The 14,900-nt window shown below is 72.8% G+C and carries 16 protein-coding genes; 4 read left to right on the top strand and 12 right to left on the bottom strand.

Features of this window, described 5'->3' with window-relative positions; genetic code table 11:
• Window positions 1–113 precede the first annotated feature (113 nt).
• The 11 genes from WMF46_RS20190 to WMF46_RS20140 all read right to left on the bottom strand — a co-directional run bounded on the left by WMF46_RS20190 (window position 114) and on the right by WMF46_RS20140 (window position 9,946).
• Complete coding sequence (locus WMF46_RS20190; protein ID WP_437987098.1) at window positions 114–827, bottom strand: hypothetical protein; 714 nt, start codon at window positions 825–827, stop codon at window positions 114–116.
• A gap of 72 nt (window positions 828–899) precedes the next feature.
• The gene (locus WMF46_RS20185; RefSeq protein WP_437987097.1) at window positions 900–2,273 is read right to left on the bottom strand and encodes a 3-deoxy-7-phosphoheptulonate synthase class II; all 1,374 of its coding nucleotides are present in this window, start codon (window positions 2,271–2,273) and stop codon (window positions 900–902) included.
• 152 nt (window positions 2,274–2,425) lie between these two features.
• Window positions 2,426–3,328 carry a hypothetical protein gene (locus tag WMF46_RS20180; RefSeq protein ID WP_437987096.1) on the bottom strand — a complete coding sequence of 301 codons (903 nt, stop codon included), beginning with the start codon at window positions 3,326–3,328 and terminating at the stop codon, window positions 2,426–2,428.
• 149 nt (window positions 3,329–3,477) lie between these two features.
• Window positions 3,478–5,163, bottom strand: coding sequence for a serine/threonine-protein kinase (locus WMF46_RS20175; protein ID WP_437987095.1), 1,686 nt, complete (start codon window positions 5,161–5,163; stop codon window positions 3,478–3,480).
• 317 nt (window positions 5,164–5,480) lie between these two features.
• A complete protein-coding gene (locus WMF46_RS20170) occupies window positions 5,481–5,651 on the bottom strand; it encodes a hypothetical protein (protein ID WP_012236312.1) in 171 nt (56 codons plus the stop codon).
• Window positions 5,652–5,877: 226 nt separating this feature from the next.
• The gene (locus WMF46_RS20165) at window positions 5,878–6,696 is read right to left on the bottom strand and encodes an RNA polymerase sigma factor (RefSeq protein WP_437987094.1); all 819 of its coding nucleotides are present in this window, start codon (window positions 6,694–6,696) and stop codon (window positions 5,878–5,880) included.
• Window positions 6,693–7,070, bottom strand: a complete 378-nt coding sequence (locus WMF46_RS20160) for a hypothetical protein (RefSeq protein WP_437987093.1) — start codon at window positions 7,068–7,070, stop codon at window positions 6,693–6,695. Before WMF46_RS20160 ends, WMF46_RS20165 begins: the two co-directional genes overlap by 4 nt.
• Window positions 7,071–7,288: 218 nt before the next feature.
• Window positions 7,289–7,606, bottom strand: coding sequence for a PEGA domain-containing protein (locus tag WMF46_RS20155; RefSeq protein ID WP_437300722.1), 318 nt, complete (start codon window positions 7,604–7,606; stop codon window positions 7,289–7,291).
• Window positions 7,607–7,608: 2 nt separating this feature from the next.
• The gene (gene guaA, locus WMF46_RS20150) at window positions 7,609–9,183 is read right to left on the bottom strand and encodes a glutamine-hydrolyzing GMP synthase (protein ID WP_437987092.1); all 1,575 of its coding nucleotides are present in this window, start codon (window positions 9,181–9,183) and stop codon (window positions 7,609–7,611) included.
• 68 nt (window positions 9,184–9,251) lie between these two features.
• Window positions 9,252–9,560, bottom strand: coding sequence for a hypothetical protein (locus WMF46_RS20145; RefSeq protein WP_437987091.1), 309 nt, complete (start codon window positions 9,558–9,560; stop codon window positions 9,252–9,254).
• A complete protein-coding gene (locus WMF46_RS20140) occupies window positions 9,557–9,946 on the bottom strand; it encodes a hypothetical protein (RefSeq protein ID WP_437987090.1) in 390 nt (129 codons plus the stop codon). Before WMF46_RS20140 ends, WMF46_RS20145 begins: the two co-directional genes overlap by 4 nt.
• Window positions 9,947–10,016: 70 nt before the next feature.
• Here WMF46_RS20140 and WMF46_RS20135 point away from each other — a divergent pair, with 70 nt between their 5' ends.
• The 3 genes from WMF46_RS20135 to WMF46_RS20125 are packed head-to-tail and all read left to right on the top strand — an operon-like array spanning window position 10,017 to window position 12,692.
• Window positions 10,017–11,297 carry a glutamate-5-semialdehyde dehydrogenase gene (locus WMF46_RS20135; RefSeq protein ID WP_437987089.1) on the top strand — a complete coding sequence of 427 codons (1,281 nt, stop codon included), beginning with the start codon at window positions 10,017–10,019 and terminating at the stop codon, window positions 11,295–11,297.
• 56 nt (window positions 11,298–11,353) lie between these two features.
• Window positions 11,354–12,247, top strand: a complete 894-nt coding sequence (gene rsfS / locus WMF46_RS20130; protein WP_437987088.1) for a ribosome silencing factor — start codon at window positions 11,354–11,356, stop codon at window positions 12,245–12,247.
• Window positions 12,248–12,254: 7 nt separating this feature from the next.
• On the top strand, window positions 12,255–12,692 hold the full coding sequence (locus WMF46_RS20125) for a 23S rRNA (pseudouridine(1915)-N(3))-methyltransferase RlmH (protein ID WP_437987087.1): 438 nt from the start codon (window positions 12,255–12,257) through the stop codon (window positions 12,690–12,692).
• A gap of 34 nt (window positions 12,693–12,726) precedes the next feature.
• Here the strand turns inward: WMF46_RS20125 and WMF46_RS20120 are convergent, their stop codons facing one another.
• Window positions 12,727–13,680, bottom strand: coding sequence for an SDR family oxidoreductase (locus tag WMF46_RS20120; RefSeq protein WP_437987086.1), 954 nt, complete (start codon window positions 13,678–13,680; stop codon window positions 12,727–12,729).
• Window positions 13,681–13,866: 186 nt separating this feature from the next.
• Between WMF46_RS20120 and WMF46_RS20115 the strand changes: the two genes are divergently transcribed.
• Window positions 13,867–14,877 (top strand): helix-turn-helix transcriptional regulator, encoded by a 1,011-nt coding sequence (locus WMF46_RS20115; protein ID WP_437987085.1) that lies wholly within the window; start codon window positions 13,867–13,869, stop codon window positions 14,875–14,877.
• The last annotated feature ends 23 nt before the right edge of the window (window positions 14,878–14,900 follow it).

The raw sequence follows: 14,900 nt of genomic DNA, 5'->3' as shown, positions 1-14,900 counted from the left end.
GCCTGTCCCGCTCCCTGCCGGAGCGCACCCTGTTCTCTCGATATGGTCTGCATGGCGAACTACCCCCTGCGGTGATCCATTGGGGTAGTCTCGACGGATCGCCAGTGATCGCGCTACGTGGCCTGCTGGCGATGATGATGCGCCGGCGCCGCGCACTGGTAGTTGGCGACCCTGGCGACGACGCGGAGCATCCGGCGCATGACGAGCCTCCCGAGCGGCGCCGTCAGCGCGTCCAGGAGGAACAGCCGCCGCCTCGTCCGCGTGTCGGTCGCGCGGATGCGCGTCTCGTAGGCGAGCAGCGTCCGGCGCTGTCCGTAGGGCATCACGATGAAGCTCGCCGCCGCCTTGAAGTGACCCGGGCAGTCGAACGACTTGAACTCGGCGGCGGTCCGCCTCGTGAACAGGCTCTGCACGTTGAACAGGCGCGCGATCGAGCCGATGACGATCTCGGAGCCCTCCTTCTCGGCAAGCTTGGACTGGCCGTAATCCTCGATGTTCTGGAGCGACATCCGCACGCGCGCCGGGAGCGGCGCGAGGCGGAGCCTGCGCCGGGCGCGCCGCACGGCGGCCAGGCGGAGCGCGAAGACCGCGCGCAGGAGGAGAGAGCGGCTCCTCGCGAAATCCACCCTCTTCAGCGTGGCGTACGTCACCTCCGGTGGCGCCATCACCACGATCGCGTGGTTCATGACGATATCGGCCTCAGGCAGGAAATGTTCGAGCAGCGTGGGGCTGGCGCCGGAGCGCTGCGGGCACTCGTGCGAGGCATCCGTCGCGGCTTGCTCTCCGCCCTGTCGGCTCTCACCCTGTTCCGTCGAGATGGTCTGCATGGCGAACTACCCCCTGCGATAGTTCATTGAGCAGTCTCGACGGAACGCCAGCAGGAGACTCCTGCCCCCGACTCAGCCCTTCGCGCGCCGGGAGGCCTCCGCCATGCGGTGGGCGATGCGGAACGCCATCTCGAGCGACTGGCGGTAGTTTAGCCTCGGATCGCACAGGCTGGCGTAGCGCTGGTCGAGATCGGACTCCGTGAGCCCCGCCCCGACGCACTCGGTGACATCGTCGCCCGTGAGCTCGAAGTGGACGCCGCCGAGGTGAGATCCCATGGATTCGTGCACCTCGAAGCTCCCCTCGATCTCGGTGAGGATATCCTCGAAATTCCGTGTCTTGATCCCGCTGGACGTCGTCTGGGTATTGCCGTGCATCGGGTCGGACATCCAGAGCACCTTGCGCCCCGCGGACCGCACCGCCTCGATGAGCGGCGGGAGCCCGTCGCGCACGCGGCCCGCGCCCATGCGCACGATGAGCACGATCTTGCCCGGCTCGTCCGCCGGGTTGAGCCGATCGAGGAGGCGGATGACGTCATCGCGGAGCGTCTTCGGGCCGAGCTTGATGCCCAGCGGGTTCTCCACGCCGCTGAAGAACTCGACGTGCGCGCCGTCCGGCTGCCGTGTGCGCTCGCCGATCCAGGGCAGGTGGGTCGTCAGGTCGTAGAAGCCAGGCCGGCGCGCGACCTTCCGCGTCTGCGCGGACTCGTAGTGCAGGTTGAGCCCTTCATGGCTCGTGAAGAACTCGACCCGAGAGAGCTCCGCGACCGGCACCTCCGCGAGCGCCTCCATGAACCGAAGGGCCTCCCCGACCTGCTCGGTCATCCGCTGGTATCGCTCGCGCAGCTCCGCGGGCAGATCCGCCCGCTCGAGGAAGCTCAGGTCCCAGTACTCCGGGTGGTGCAGATCGGCGAAGCCGCCCTCCGACAGGGAACGGATGAAATTCAGGGTGATCGCCGCGTGCTGGTATCCCGCGATCATCAGGTTTGGATCGGGGAGCCGGGCGGAGGCGTCGAACGGAGCGCGATTGATGAGATCCCCGAAATAGCTGGGCAAGCTCACGCCATCGCGCGTCTCGACGGGGCTGGAGCGCGGCTTGGCGTACTGCCCGGCAAAGCGCCCGAGGCGCACCACCGGCCGGCGGGCGCCGTGCACCAGCACGAGCGACATCTGGAGCAGGATCTTGAGCTTGTTCGTGACGATGTTCGGGCGGCAGTCGTCGAGCGTCTCCGCGCAGTCTCCCCCCTGGAGCACGAACCGGCGGCCGAGCTGCGCTTCGGCCAGATAGCCTTTGAGTCGCTCGACCTCCCACGAGGTCACGAGCGGCGGCAGCGCCCGGAGCTTCTCGACGGCCACCTGGACGGCGTCGGGATCGTCATAGGGGAGCGGCGCAGCGTTGAACCGTTCACGCCATGAATCCGGAGACCAGGGTTGAGCAGGAACGTACATGAGTTGAGCCCTATTATGGCAAGGCTCCCACCTGCGCAACCCTCGGTCAACGTCATCGATTCGAGCGTGAGGCGATGGGCTCGCAGGCGCGGTCATCGGCTCGCAGGCGCGGTCATCGGCTCGCAGGCGCGGTCATCGGCTCGCAGGCGCGGTCATCGGCTCGCAGGCGCGTCGGCCGCCCGGGGCGATGGCCCTGTGCGCGCCTCGATCGCCTGGATCGCCGCCTTGATCTCTCCCGCGATCGAGGCGCACGCCGCCGCGCACCGGCTCATGCCCAGAAAGCCGCACCCCTTGCCCTTGCTGGTGACGAGCGGCGCGAGGACATCGACGGCGCGCCGATCGCCATCGGTCGTCGCGCGCGCCAGCAAGGCCTGCCTCGCCTTGCAGGAGGGCGCGATCCGGAGCTCGTGGGCGATGCGCAGCGCGGGCGTCGCCCGCCCCAGGACCGCGGCCTCCGCGAGCCGCTTCGCGGCGCGCTCCTTCAGCGCGGAGCTGCCCACCGCGAGCTCGTAGAGCAGATCCGCCCCGTGGCTCCCCATGCCGCTCGCCATCAGGTCGAGCGCGGCCGAGGCCGCCTCGGGCGGTCCGCCGGCGGCGCTCGAGACGATGCGCTTCACGTCGTCGTCGGCCGCCGCCCCCGGATCGAGCTCCAGCAGCCGCTTCGCCGCGGCGAGCGCGGCGGCGTGGTAAGGCGGCGGGAGCGCGTGGCGCAGCATCAGCGCGCGGAAGATCGCCGGATCCTTCGGGTAGCGCGAGGCGAGCGCCTCCAGCGCGAGCACGCCGCCCGCGGCCGCTGTGGCGAGCTCGTCGGCGGGGACAGCATCGGAGGGTCGCGGCGCGACCGGACGCCGGAGGCCGGGGCTCGACGGCGGCGCGCGCTCTGCGAGCGAGGCCGCCTCGAGCCGGGAGAGCGAGACGCCGTCGCGCAGCAGCGCCGCGGCGAACACGACGGCCACGAGCGCAGCCGCGCCCGTGACCAACCAGAGCGCCGCGGGCGGCGTCCGCGCCAGCAGGGAGGCGCGCGAGCCCGAGGCGTTGCCGCCTGCGCCGAGCACGGTGGTTGTTCCCGCCTGTGTGCCCGCTCTGTCGGGGCTGCTGGCCTGGCGGGCGCTCGTCCCAGGTGCCTGCGCTGGCATGGCCTGCTCCCCCTAACACACGCCCGGACAGCGGCCCGTGGCTCGCGTCCGGCGGCCTGGCTGCGGGCTCATCGCCGCTGTCCTCGCCACTGGAACAGGGCGGCAGCGCCCGCGGCGAGCACGCTGATGAGGAAGAGCAGCGCATCCCAGACCGGCCATGCGATGCCGATGGCGCGCTGCAGGAGCACGGCCTCGACGAGCCGCACGAGCAGCGACGCCGACCCGTAGGCCACGAGGGCGATCACGACGGGCGTCGTGAGCCGCGGCGCGAGCGCGCTCATCCGGGCGTCGTCCCGCCAGACACGCCGGAAGACATAGAAGCCGCCGAGCAACCCGACGCCGAACAGGGCGCACAGGATCCCGAGCGTGAGCAGGGTGGCGCCCTGGCCCGATAGCGCGGCGGCGTCGCCGCGCGCGGCGCGCGCGAAGCCGGCGAGGCAGCTGACGAGGCCCGCGCCGAGCCACCCGAGGCCGAGGCTCACCGCGAGGAAGACCATCTGCCGCGTCAGGTACGCCTCCGACGATGCCGAGCCGGGAAGGCCAAAGGCGTGCGAGAGCGCGTAAGGCCGCCCGAGCACGACGGACGCGCGAGCGAGCGACGCGCGAGCGCTGGGCGGCCCGGGCGCGCCCGCTTCCTCGTAGGGCGCGAGCTCGCTGGCGAGCTCGCCCATCGAGGCGTGGCGGTCCTCTCTCTGCTTCGCCATGGCGCGCTGGACGACGGCCTCCAGGCCCGGCGGGATGTCCGGGTTCAGCGATCGCGGCGGCGGCGGCTCCTCCGTCATGACCGCGAGGAGCACTGCCGTCGGGTCGCTGCGCTCGAAGGGACGCTGCCCGGTGAGCGCGTGGTAGAGGACCGCGCCCACGGCGTAGATGTCGGCTCGAGGGTCGATCTCGTCCCCCTTCGCCTGCTCCGGGGCCATGTACGCCGGCGTTCCGAGCACCATGCCCGTCCTCGTGAGCGTGGACGGCGCGGAGGTCTTCGAGATGCCGAAATCGAGGACCTTCACGGTCGGACATGCAGGGTCGCCCGTGAGGAAGATGTTCTCCGGCTTGATGTCCCGGTGAACGATGCCCGCTGCGTGCGCGGCCGCGATGCCGTCGCACACCTCGCGCGCGATCCGCACCGCGGCGCCCGCCGGCAGCCGCCCTCCCGACCCCGCGAGGAGCCCGTCGAGGCCCTTGCCATCCAGGTACTCGGCGATGATGCACGGCCGGCCGTCGCTCAGCCGGTTCACGTCGAAGATCTCGACGACGTGCGGGCTCCGGATCGACGCTGAGGCTTCGGCCTCGCGCTGGAACCGCGCGAGGACGGTGGGCTGCTGGGCGAGCTCGGGGTGGAGCGTCTTCAGCGCGAACCGCTTGCCCGGGATGCGGGTGTGGAGCGTCTCGTAGACGCGGCCCATGCCGCCTTCGCCGAGCAGGCGGATGACGTGGTACGCGCCTGCCACCGTGGTGCCGACGAGCGGGTCCGCCTCCGCCGGCTGCCCGTCCGCCGTGCTCCCCGTGGGAGGAGCGGGTGGACGGACCGTGTCGGCGGTCGCGTCATGCGCAGCCGCCGCTGCGAGCCCCTTGGGGAGCGCAGCGGGGCGGACCGTCTCGGCGGCCAGCTCGTGCGCCTCCGCGCCCGACGCGGAGGGAGGGGGCGGTGGAGGGCGAACCGTCTCCGCGGTCGTAGAGGTGACCGCAGCGGCGGCGGCCGCGGCCTGCGCTCCGCGCACGGCGGCAAGCGCGGCCTGCCGCTCCGTGTCGCTCATGACGCGGGTGGGTCCGTCGCCCTCCTCGCCCCCTGCAGAGCGAGACGAAGGCACGGCAGGGGTGCCCGAGCGACCGGGCGAAAAGCTCGAATCCGACACGCTCAGGGCCTCGCTCCCATGGATCCGGGTCGAACCTCACCAGAGGCGAGGATCGACGAGTCGTCGCCAACGCGCGGGCGAACACCGCGAGGCGACGCTACCACGGATCGCGCCGCGCGAGGGCGCCGACCTGCGGAACCGCGATCGGCACGTGATGTCGAGGTGTTCGCGCGGCCGGGCTGGCAAATGTCGCGCGGTGCGTAACGGTGGTCAGCCGGTCAGCTCGCGGGCTGCTCGACCTGGACGGGCTTCTGCTTGGCAGCCTTGCGCTGCTCCGCATCGAGCAGGCCGATCCGCGCCTTCTGGCAGCGCTTCAGGCGCTTCTTCTTGAGCGGGGTGGCGAGCCATTCGTGACGCAGACGGACATTCCACTTCGGAGTATTGGCCATGATCGTAGGACTTTCTCTGCGAGGGCGGCGGAGACTACACAAACGTGCGGGGGCGTCAAGCTGTCAGTGGGGTCGCCCGCTTCGTATTTTTCGCTCTCGTCTTACCGTTTACCGTGTGTGCCGTCCGCCGTCGCGTAGTCGCGTAGTCGCGTGGGTGTGTGCGGCGCCGTGTGTGTTGCGTTCTGTCCCTATCGGCTGTGCGTTGGTGGCGCTGGCTCGCTGGTCCTTACCACGGCGCCGGCGGGGCGGTCCTGGCAATGGCAGCGCGCTCGTCGATCCGCTGCTGGAGGCGGCGCCAGAGCGCGCGTGCAGCGGGCGCGGGGACGGGAGGGAACGCGCGCACGGTGTGGAGCATGGTTGCGGCGCTCGTGTGGAGGGGGCGCTCCGACGCGGTGAGAGCGCACAGGGCGCTGCGGCGCTCGGCCGACTGACGCGCGACGGCGGCGCGGAAGTCCTCGCGGGCGAGGCGCAGGCGGGAGCGGACCGTGTTCTCGTTGAGCGAGAGCTCGCCGGCGATGTCGGCCACCGCGACGCCGAGGAGATCGTACATGACGAGGATCACGCGCCGCTCGGGCGCGATCTTGAGCAGCAGCGCCGTCACGATCTCGGCGCGGTCCGCGCCCGCGAGCGACTGCTCGGGCGTCGGCGCCGGGGCGCGCCCGTCGAACGGCCAGGACACGCCGGCCCCGGAGGGGATCTCGCGACGCCGGTGAGCGCGCGCGTGGTAGTGGCTCGTCTTTCTCCATGCGATGCCGAACAGCCATCGATGCAGCGCCGCCTCGGGCGTGATGCGAAGGGGCGGCGGTCCTGCCGCGGCGAGCCCGCCCGCAGGGGCCGCGTGGAAACGCCATGGCTCGTAGCTGGCCAGGCCACGATAGGCCGCGAGGAAGACCTCCTGGAGCATGTCGTCCAGATCGTTCACCGAGACACCCAGCCAGCGGAGCGCGTGATGAAGGAACGGCAAGCCCACGGCATAGACCGTCTCGAACGACGGGCGCGCCGGCGCGGACGGCGGCGCGGACGGCGAGGAACGCGGCGGCGTCATCCGGAGCCTCGTGGCGCCGGGATCTCCGCGCCGGCGCAGGTGGGGTAGGGGCGCGGCGCAGGCCGTCCGGATGGCACATCGAACGCCGGCGACGGCCGGAGCCAGCGCTCGACCGGCTCGAGCTCCACGAGCATGTCCAGAGAGGTCCGGAGGGAGAGGCGGAAGTCGTCGTCCTCGGCGGCTCGAGCGCTGTGGAACGCGACATAAAACAGCACGGTGCCCAGCTGCATCGCCCGCGGATCTCCCCGGCGTTGCAGGAAGCGATCGGCGAGATCGCACAGGGCGTGAAACAGGCGGCCTCCCGGACGACAGCTCTCGGGGCCGCACACCTCGAGGATGGCGCACCGGCGGGCGCGCCGCGCTGATTTGTTCATCGAAGGCGCGCGCGTCTTCGTCACGCGCGCCTTCGGACTGCTCCGATTCGGCATGATTCGGTCCCCCGTAAAGTGGAGATCGGGATGGATGCCGCGTGCATCCACCCCATGGATTACGGAGACCGCGTGGAGATGATTTCGTCCTGTGCTCTCGCGCGTGCGCCCCGGTGAGGGGGGCGGCTGCGCCAGGGCCGGCCGGTGCCAGCCCCGCGAGATCGTCAATCCGGCACGGGCGTGAGCTGCACCTGGAGGTGGATCGGCGGGGCGCCGCTCCTGGCCTCGACAAGGCGGTCCCAGGCGAAGTAGCCGGCCTTCTCCACGGTGATCCGGTGCGCGCCGGGCGGCAGCGCGACGCCGTGGGCGGCGACGTAAGCGAGCGCGCCGATGTACTGGTCGTCGATGGTCACCGACGCGTCGGGCACGTTCCCCTTCACCCGCAGCGAGACCGTCGCCGGAGCCCGCGCGACGCACGCCGACAGCCCGAGCATCAGGAGCGCCGCCGTGGCGCGCGTCCGCTTCGCGCTCGCGCTGGCCATCGTCACTCCCACTCGATCGTCGAGGGCGGCTTCGAGGACACGTCGAGCACCACGCGGTTCACCCCGCGCACCTCGTTGATGATGCGCGAGCTGACCCGGGCGATGAGGTCGTAGGGCAGCCGCGCCCAGTCGGCCGTCATCCCGTCGGTCGAGTGCACCGCGCGGAGCGCGATCGCCTCGTCGTAGGTGCGCTCGTCGCCCATCACGCCCACGGAGCGCACCGGGAGGAGCACGCAGAAGCTCTGCCAGAGCGACTCGTAGAGCCCGGCGGCGCGGATCTCCTGGTCGAAGATGACGTCGGCCGCCCTGAGCACGCGGAGCTTCTCCGGCGTCACCTCGCCGAGGCAGCGCACCGCGAGCCCCGGGCCGGGGAACGGCTGGCGGTACAGGATGTCCCGCGGCATGCCCATCGCCTCGCCGGCGGCCCGCACCTCGTCCTTGAAGAGCTCCCGCAGGGGCTCGATCAGGCCGAGGTTCATCCGCTCGGGCAGGCCGCCGACGTTGTGGTGGCTCTTGATGACGGCGCTCGGCCCCTTGAACGAGACGCTCTCGATCACGTCGGGGTAGAGCGTGCCCTGGACGAGCCACTTCGCGCCCTGGACCCGCTTCGCCTCCTCCTCGAACACCTCGATGAAGAGGCGGCCGATCACCTTGCGCTTCTGCTCGGGATCCACGACGCCGCGCAGCCCATCGAGGAACCGCGCCGACGCGTCGACGGCGTCGAGGTTCATGTGGAAGTGGCCGCGGAAGGTCCGCTCGACGCTCTCCGCCTCGCCCTCGCGAAGCAGGCCGTTGTCGACGAAGATGCATGTCAGCCGGTCGCCGAGGGCGCGCTGGCAGAGCACGGCGGCGACCGAGGAGTCGACCCCGCCCGAGAGGCCCAGGATGACGCGGTCGCTCGGCCCGGCCTTCTCGCGGACCGCGGCGATCGCCTCCTCCACGAACGACGCGGGCGTCCAGGTCGGCGACAGGCCGGCGACGTCGAACAGGAAGGACTGGAGGATCTCCTTGCCGCGCGGCGTGTGGACGACCTCGGGGTGGAACTGGAGGCCGTAGAGCTTGTCGCGCTCGCGGGCGACGGCGCAGAGCGGGCTGCCGGTCGTGGTGCCGAGCGACACGAACCCCTCCGGCATCGCTGTGAGCCGATCGCCGTGGCTCATCCAGACGTCGATGGAGTCGCCCTCGGCGAAGCGCGAGAAGATGCCCGTCGGGCGCTCGACGCGCACCGCCGCGGGGCCGTACTCGCCCCCGGCGTGCGCGCGCTCGACCTTGCCGCCGAGGTGATACGCCATGAGCTGGAGCCCGTAGCAGATGCCCAGCGTCGGGACGCCGAGCTCCAGCACCTCCCGGGAACAGCGGGGAGCGTTGTCTCCGTACACGCTGGCGGGGCCGCCCGAGAGGATGAGCGCCCGCGGGGCGAGCCGGCGCAGCTCGGCGACGGGCACGTCGAAGCGGTGGATCTCGCAGTAGACGCCAGACTCGCGCACGCGCCGGGCGATGAGCTGCGTGTACTGAGAGCCGAAATCGAGGATGACGACGAAGTCCCGCCGGGGTGAGAGCATGGCTGCCGCTAGCATGGCGGGGCTGGATCCGCCAGAGTCGCGCGGCGAGGCGCTCGCCGCACGCCCGCTCGCGGCGCACGGCGCTACGGCTGCGTGGGCGGCGGCGGCGGCGTGGTGGGCGGCGGCTGCGTGGACGCGGGCGGCGCGCCCGGCGACGGGGCGAGCAGCGGCGCGCCCGGCGTCGCGTCGGTCGCATCCGTTGCCTCCGGCTCATCCGACGGCGCGGCCGGCGCGTCGCCGACGCCGCCGTCGTACACGCGCGGGCGCTCGTACTCGGGCGGCGGACCGGGCGGGAGCGGCTTCGGCGCGGCGGAGGAGCACGCCGCGGCGAGGTGCGCGGCGAGGATCGCGGCGAGCGCGGCGATCGGCGAGGCGTGGCGGGCGCGTGTCATAGCTCCACTCCGCTCCCCCCGGTGTTCCCGGGAGGAGCACGATACGGCGGTATTTCGGGAGGGCCGGCCGGATCGGGCGGGACCTGGAGCCCCTCCGGATCGGCGAACGGCGAGGAGGGGACGGAGGGGGCCGCCGGCGGCGCGTCGAGCGGCGCCCCCAGCGCGCCCGGCGCCGCGAGGGGGATGCCCGTGCTCGCCGTGGCGGGCGCGTCCGCGCCTGCGTCCGAGCCGCGGCACGCCGGCGCGATCACGGCGAGGAGCGCCCCCGCCAGGAGCGCCGCGAGGCGCGGCGGGCGGGCAGCGGCGCTCCCTGTGCGGGCGCGGCGGGCGTCTCGGGAGCGGGGTGCGAAGGACGCCTGGCTCGAGCTTCGGAGATCGCCGGACACGGCGGGTACGCTAGCATGGACGCGCAGGAGAACGGTTGGCCCGCGCAGGGAGGCGAGCTAGGTTCCCGCTGTGGAACAGAGCAACATCGATCTAGAGGGCACGCTTCGCGCGCTCTGCCAGCGCGCCCGGACGGCTGCCCGCGCCCTCGCCCCGCTGGACAGGGCCCAGAAGGATCGCGCGCTGCGCGCCATCGCCGAGCGGCTGCGCGCCGAGGCCGGCGAGGGCAAGCGCTCCGCGGTGCTGGCCGCGAACGCCGAGGACGTGGCCGCGGCGCGCGCCGCCGGCGTCTCCGAGGCGCTCGTCGACCGGCTCGTGCTCGACGAGGCGCGGCTCGCGGCGATCGCCGGCGCGGTGCTCGAGGTCGCCGCCGCCAGCGATCCGGTCGGGCAAGTCGTCGGGATGGAGCGGCGGCCGAACGGGCTCCTCGTCGGGCAGGTGCGCGTCCCGCTCGGCGTGATCGCGATGATCTACGAGTCGCGCCCCAACGTGACGGTCGACGCCGCCGTGCTCTGCCTGAAGAGCGGCAACGCCGCGATCCTCCGCGGCGGCAAGGAGGCGGCGCGCTCGAACGCGGCCCTCGGCGAGCTGATCTCGGACGCGCTGCGCTCGGTCGGGCTGCCGGCCGACGCCGTGCAGATGGTCCCCTCGCTCGACCGCGAGGCCACGCGGATCCTGCTCGGCCTGACCGGCATGATCGATCTGGCCATCCCGCGCGGCGGCGAGGGGCTCATCCGGTTCGTGGCCGAGAACGCGCGCGTCCCCGTGATCCAGCACTACAAGGGCGTGAACCACCTCTACGCCGACGCCGGCTGTGACGTCGAGATGGCCTGCCGCCTCGTCGAGAACGGCAAGCTCCAGCGCCCCGGCGTCTGCAACGCGCTGGAGTGCCTGCTCGTCCACGAGAGCGTCGCGGCGCCGCTGCTCGGGCGCGTGGCCGCCCTCTCGGAGCGCGGGCTCGAGCTGCGCGGCGACGCCGCCACCTGCGCGCTCGTGCCGTCGGCGCGCAAGGCCGCGGAGGACGACTACGGGCGGGAGTTCCTCGCGCCCATCCTCGCGGTCCGGGTCGTGAGGTCGCTCGACGAGGCGATCGAGCACATCGGCCGCTACGGCTCGATGCACACCGAGGTGATCTGCACGCCCCGCTACGACCACGCGCAGCGGTTCCTGCGCGAGGTCGACGCGAGCTGCGTGCTCGTGAACGCGTCGTCCCGGTTCAACGACGGCGGCGAGCTCGGCCTCGGCGCGGAGATCGGCATCTCCACGACGAAGCTCCACGCCTACGGGCCGATGGGGCTCGCGAGCCTGACGACGCTCAAGTGGATCGCGTACGGCGAGGGCCAGACCCGCTGACGCGGGCGAGACGAGTGGCGCCGGTCATCGACCGGGCGCAAGAAAGCGAGAGAACGTTGGCGAGCAAGAAGGACGCAGGCGCGGGGAGCGGCAAGCCGCGGGCGAAGTCGGGGTCGAAGGCGAGCGAGGGCGCGGAGCCGCGCGCGCCGGCGCGGAAGAAGGCGACCACGGCCAAGGCGGGCGCGGCCGGTCGAGCGTCGTCCGCGGCGAAGCCGAAGCGGCCGGCGTCGCCCCGGATCCGCGCCTCCCACGCGGGCGTCGGCGAGCCCGGCGCGAAGAAGGTGGTCCGCGCGCGCCGCGCGGGCGGCGAGGCGGAGCCGCTGGAGCGCGCGGCGCGGCCGATCCCGGCGGATCGGCCGGCCTCGAGGGCGCGGCGTCCGTCGCGCGACGACGGCGACGCGCCGGCCCCGCGGGCCGCGCGTGGCGGCGGCGAGGGCGGCGCGAAGGCGGCGCTGCCGCTCGCGGGGCGGTCGCCCGCGCGCGCCAAGTCGCCGCTCGCGGGCCCGAAGCGCGCCGGCTCGCGCCGGAGCACGCCGCCGCCCGTCCCCGAGCCTTCGGCCCCGGCGCGTGAGCTCGCGCTGACGCTGGCCGCGGCGGGGCTCGACAAGAAGGCGATCGGCGTCGAGATCCTCGAGGTCGTGGGGCGCGTCGACTACGCGGACTACCTCGTGATCATGACCGGCCGCTCCGACAGGCACGTCCACGCGATCGCGACGGGGCTGGAGGAGGCGGTGCGCAAGCAGAAGCTCGCGCCGCTCTCGATGGAGGGCCTCGCCGCGGCGACCTGGGTGCTCATCGATTTCGGCGACGTGGTCGTGCACGTGTTCCAGGAGGATACGCGCCGCCTCTACGACATCGAAGGGCTCTGGATCGACGCGGGGCGCGTCCCGGTCCCGGAGGAGATCCTGCCGCCGGGGGCGCAGCCCGCCCCGCGGTTCGATCCGAGCTGAGCGCGCCGTGCGACTCGTCGTCGCCGCCGTCGGGCGCGTGAAGGACAAGCCGCTGCGCGCGGCGATGGACGAGTACCTCGGCCGCATCCGCCGCTACGTGGCGTGCGACGAGATCGAGATCCAGGACGGCCCGCCGGCGAAGGTCGGGCCGCTCCTTGCGCGCGCGTCGGCGGGGGCGAACGTCATCGCCATGGAGGTGGGCGGCAAGGCGCTCGGCAGCGAGGCGTTCGCGGCCGGCGTCGAGCGCTGGGGCTCGCGCGGCAAGGGGGTCGTCGCGTTCCTGATCGGGGGCGCGGACGGGCTGCCGCCCGACGTGTCCGCCGCGGCGGACGACCGGTGGAGCCTGTCGTCGCTCACGTTCCCGCACCGCCTCGCGCGGCTCGTGCTGATCGAGCAGCTCTACCGCGCGATGACCCTGCTTCGCGGCGAGCCCTACGCCCACTGAGGCGGCCGCGCCGCCCCTGCGGCCGCCGCCCCGTTCACTCCTTGGGCCAGTCGGGGCACGCGAGCTCCATCGGGCCGTTGAACCAGCTCGCATAGGCCGCCTCGCCGGCCCTGTTGTACCGGCCGAGGTGCCGCTCGAAGTACTCGCCCCAGTGGGGCCTCCGGCCGTCGGCGTCGGCGAACCCGTACTCCCTCGCGAGATCCCACGAGCTGAACACGCGGCCGGACTTCGTCGCGACGCGCGGATCGGCGGCGAGCGCCGCGACGGCGCGGCCCACGTAGAACGGGGTCTCCGATTCGATGAAGTGCGGGTCCTTCTCGGCGGCGTCTCGCCAGTTCGCCTCCGTGACGCCGAAGTGGTCGAGCATGGCCTCCGAGCGCAGGAAGCCGGGCGTCACCGCGAGCGCCGTCATGGCGGGGTGGCGTCGCAGCTCCCAGGCCATGGCGAAGGCCAGCCGGATGACCGACATCTTCGCCAGGTCGTAGAAGAGGTTGCCGCGGTAGCCGAAGTGGTCGCCGTCGGTGATCTCGACGATGAGGCCGCGATCGCGCTCGAGCATGAGCGGCACCGCGTGGCGGCTCGTGATGATGTGCGAGGTGACGGCCCGCTCGAGCAGGACCTTCCCGCTGGGCAGGGAGAGCTTCCAGAACGGCTGGCCGAACTCGGTGAGCTCATCGCCGCCCCACACGTCGTTGACAAGGACGTCGAGCCGCCCTTGCTCCTGCCGGATCCGGGCGCAGAGCGCCTCGACCTGCTCCTCGACGGTGTGGTCGACCTGCGCGGCGACGCCGCGCCCTCCCGCCGCGCCCACGAGCTCGGCGGTCTCCTCGATGGTCTCGGGGCGCTGGCCCGTGGCGGGCCGGCCGCGGACGCTGCGTCCTGTGCAATAGACCGTGGCGCCGGCCTCGCCGAGCGAGCATGCGATGGCGCGCCCCGCGCCGCGCGTGGCTCCGGCGACGAGGGCGACCTGTCCTTCGAGCGGTCTCATATGGTGTCTCCTCCTTGGGGACCGGCGGCTCGGCGGGCGCGCGGGCTCCTGCGTCGCGCGCGCCCTTGCATTCCGGCCTGCTCCGGTCGTCCTGGGACGCTACGGGACAATTCCTGACGTCTCCTGTCATGAATTGCGCGTAGCCTCGCGGGCAGGTCATTTCGGGGTCGGGAGCCACGGACGGTCATGCGCGCGGATCGGCTGCTCAGCTTGATGTTGCTCCTGCAGCGGGCGAAGAGCCGGCAGCTGACGGCCGAGGACCTGGCGCGCCGCCTGGAGGTCTCGGCGCGGACGATCTACCGGGACCTCGACGCGCTGTCGTCCGCGGGCGTGCCCGTCTATGCGCAGCGCGGCCCGAGCGGCGGGATCTCGCTGGCGGAGGGGTGGCAAACGAGCCTGACCGGGCTGACGCAGCCCGAGGTGCAGGCGCTCGCGGCGGTCGCCGCGCCCGGGGCGCTGGCTGACATCGGGCTCTCGGCGGCGCTGGAGAGCGGGCTGATCAAGCTGTCGGCGGCGCTGCCGGCCGTGCACCGGTCGCTGGCCGAGCACGCGCGGCAGCGGCTCCACGTGGACGCGTCGGGGTGGTTCCAGGGCAGGGAGGTGGTGCCGCACCTCGACGTCCTGCGCGAGGGGGTCTGGCAGGATCGCAAGGTGTGGCTCGCGTACCGGGACTTCGACGGGGAAGCGAGCGAGCGGGTGGTGGAGCCGTATGGCCTCGTGATCAAGGCCGACCGCTGGTACCTCGTCGCCGGGACGGAGCGGGGGCCGAGCATCTTCCGGGGAGCGCGGGTGGCGGGCGCGCGGCTCCTCGACGCGGTGTTTGCCAGGCCGGAGGGGTTCGAGCTGGCGGCATGCTGGAAGGCCTTGAGCCGGCGGTTCGCGGAGCAGAGGGCGAGCTACGTGGTGACGTTGCGCGTGACCGGGGAGGGGGAAGAGGCGCTCCGGCGGGTCCGGCCCGGCGGCGAGCATGAGCGGTGGGGGCGGGGGACGTGCGGGCGCGAGGGGACGAGCGTCGTGACCGTCGACTTCGAGCGGGAGTCGATCGCGATCTCGCAGATCGTCGGGCTGGGCAGGGGCGTCGAGGTGCTCGATCCGGCGGCGCTGCGGGCGCGGCTCCGGGAGATCGCGGAGGATCTACGAGCGGTCTACGGGGCGCGCCGCGCGGCCGCGCCTCAGCGTGGGGGCAGGAAGAGGTGAGCCGACACCGGAGGGGTCGCGAA

This window comes from Sorangium sp. So ce117 (assembly GCF_051524395.1).
GTDB classification, from domain to species: domain Bacteria; phylum Myxococcota_A; class Polyangia; order Polyangiales; family Polyangiaceae; genus Sorangium; species Sorangium cellulosum_B.
Note: the sequence above shows the minus strand (reverse complement) of the source record. Positions and strands in the feature narration are given on the sequence as shown.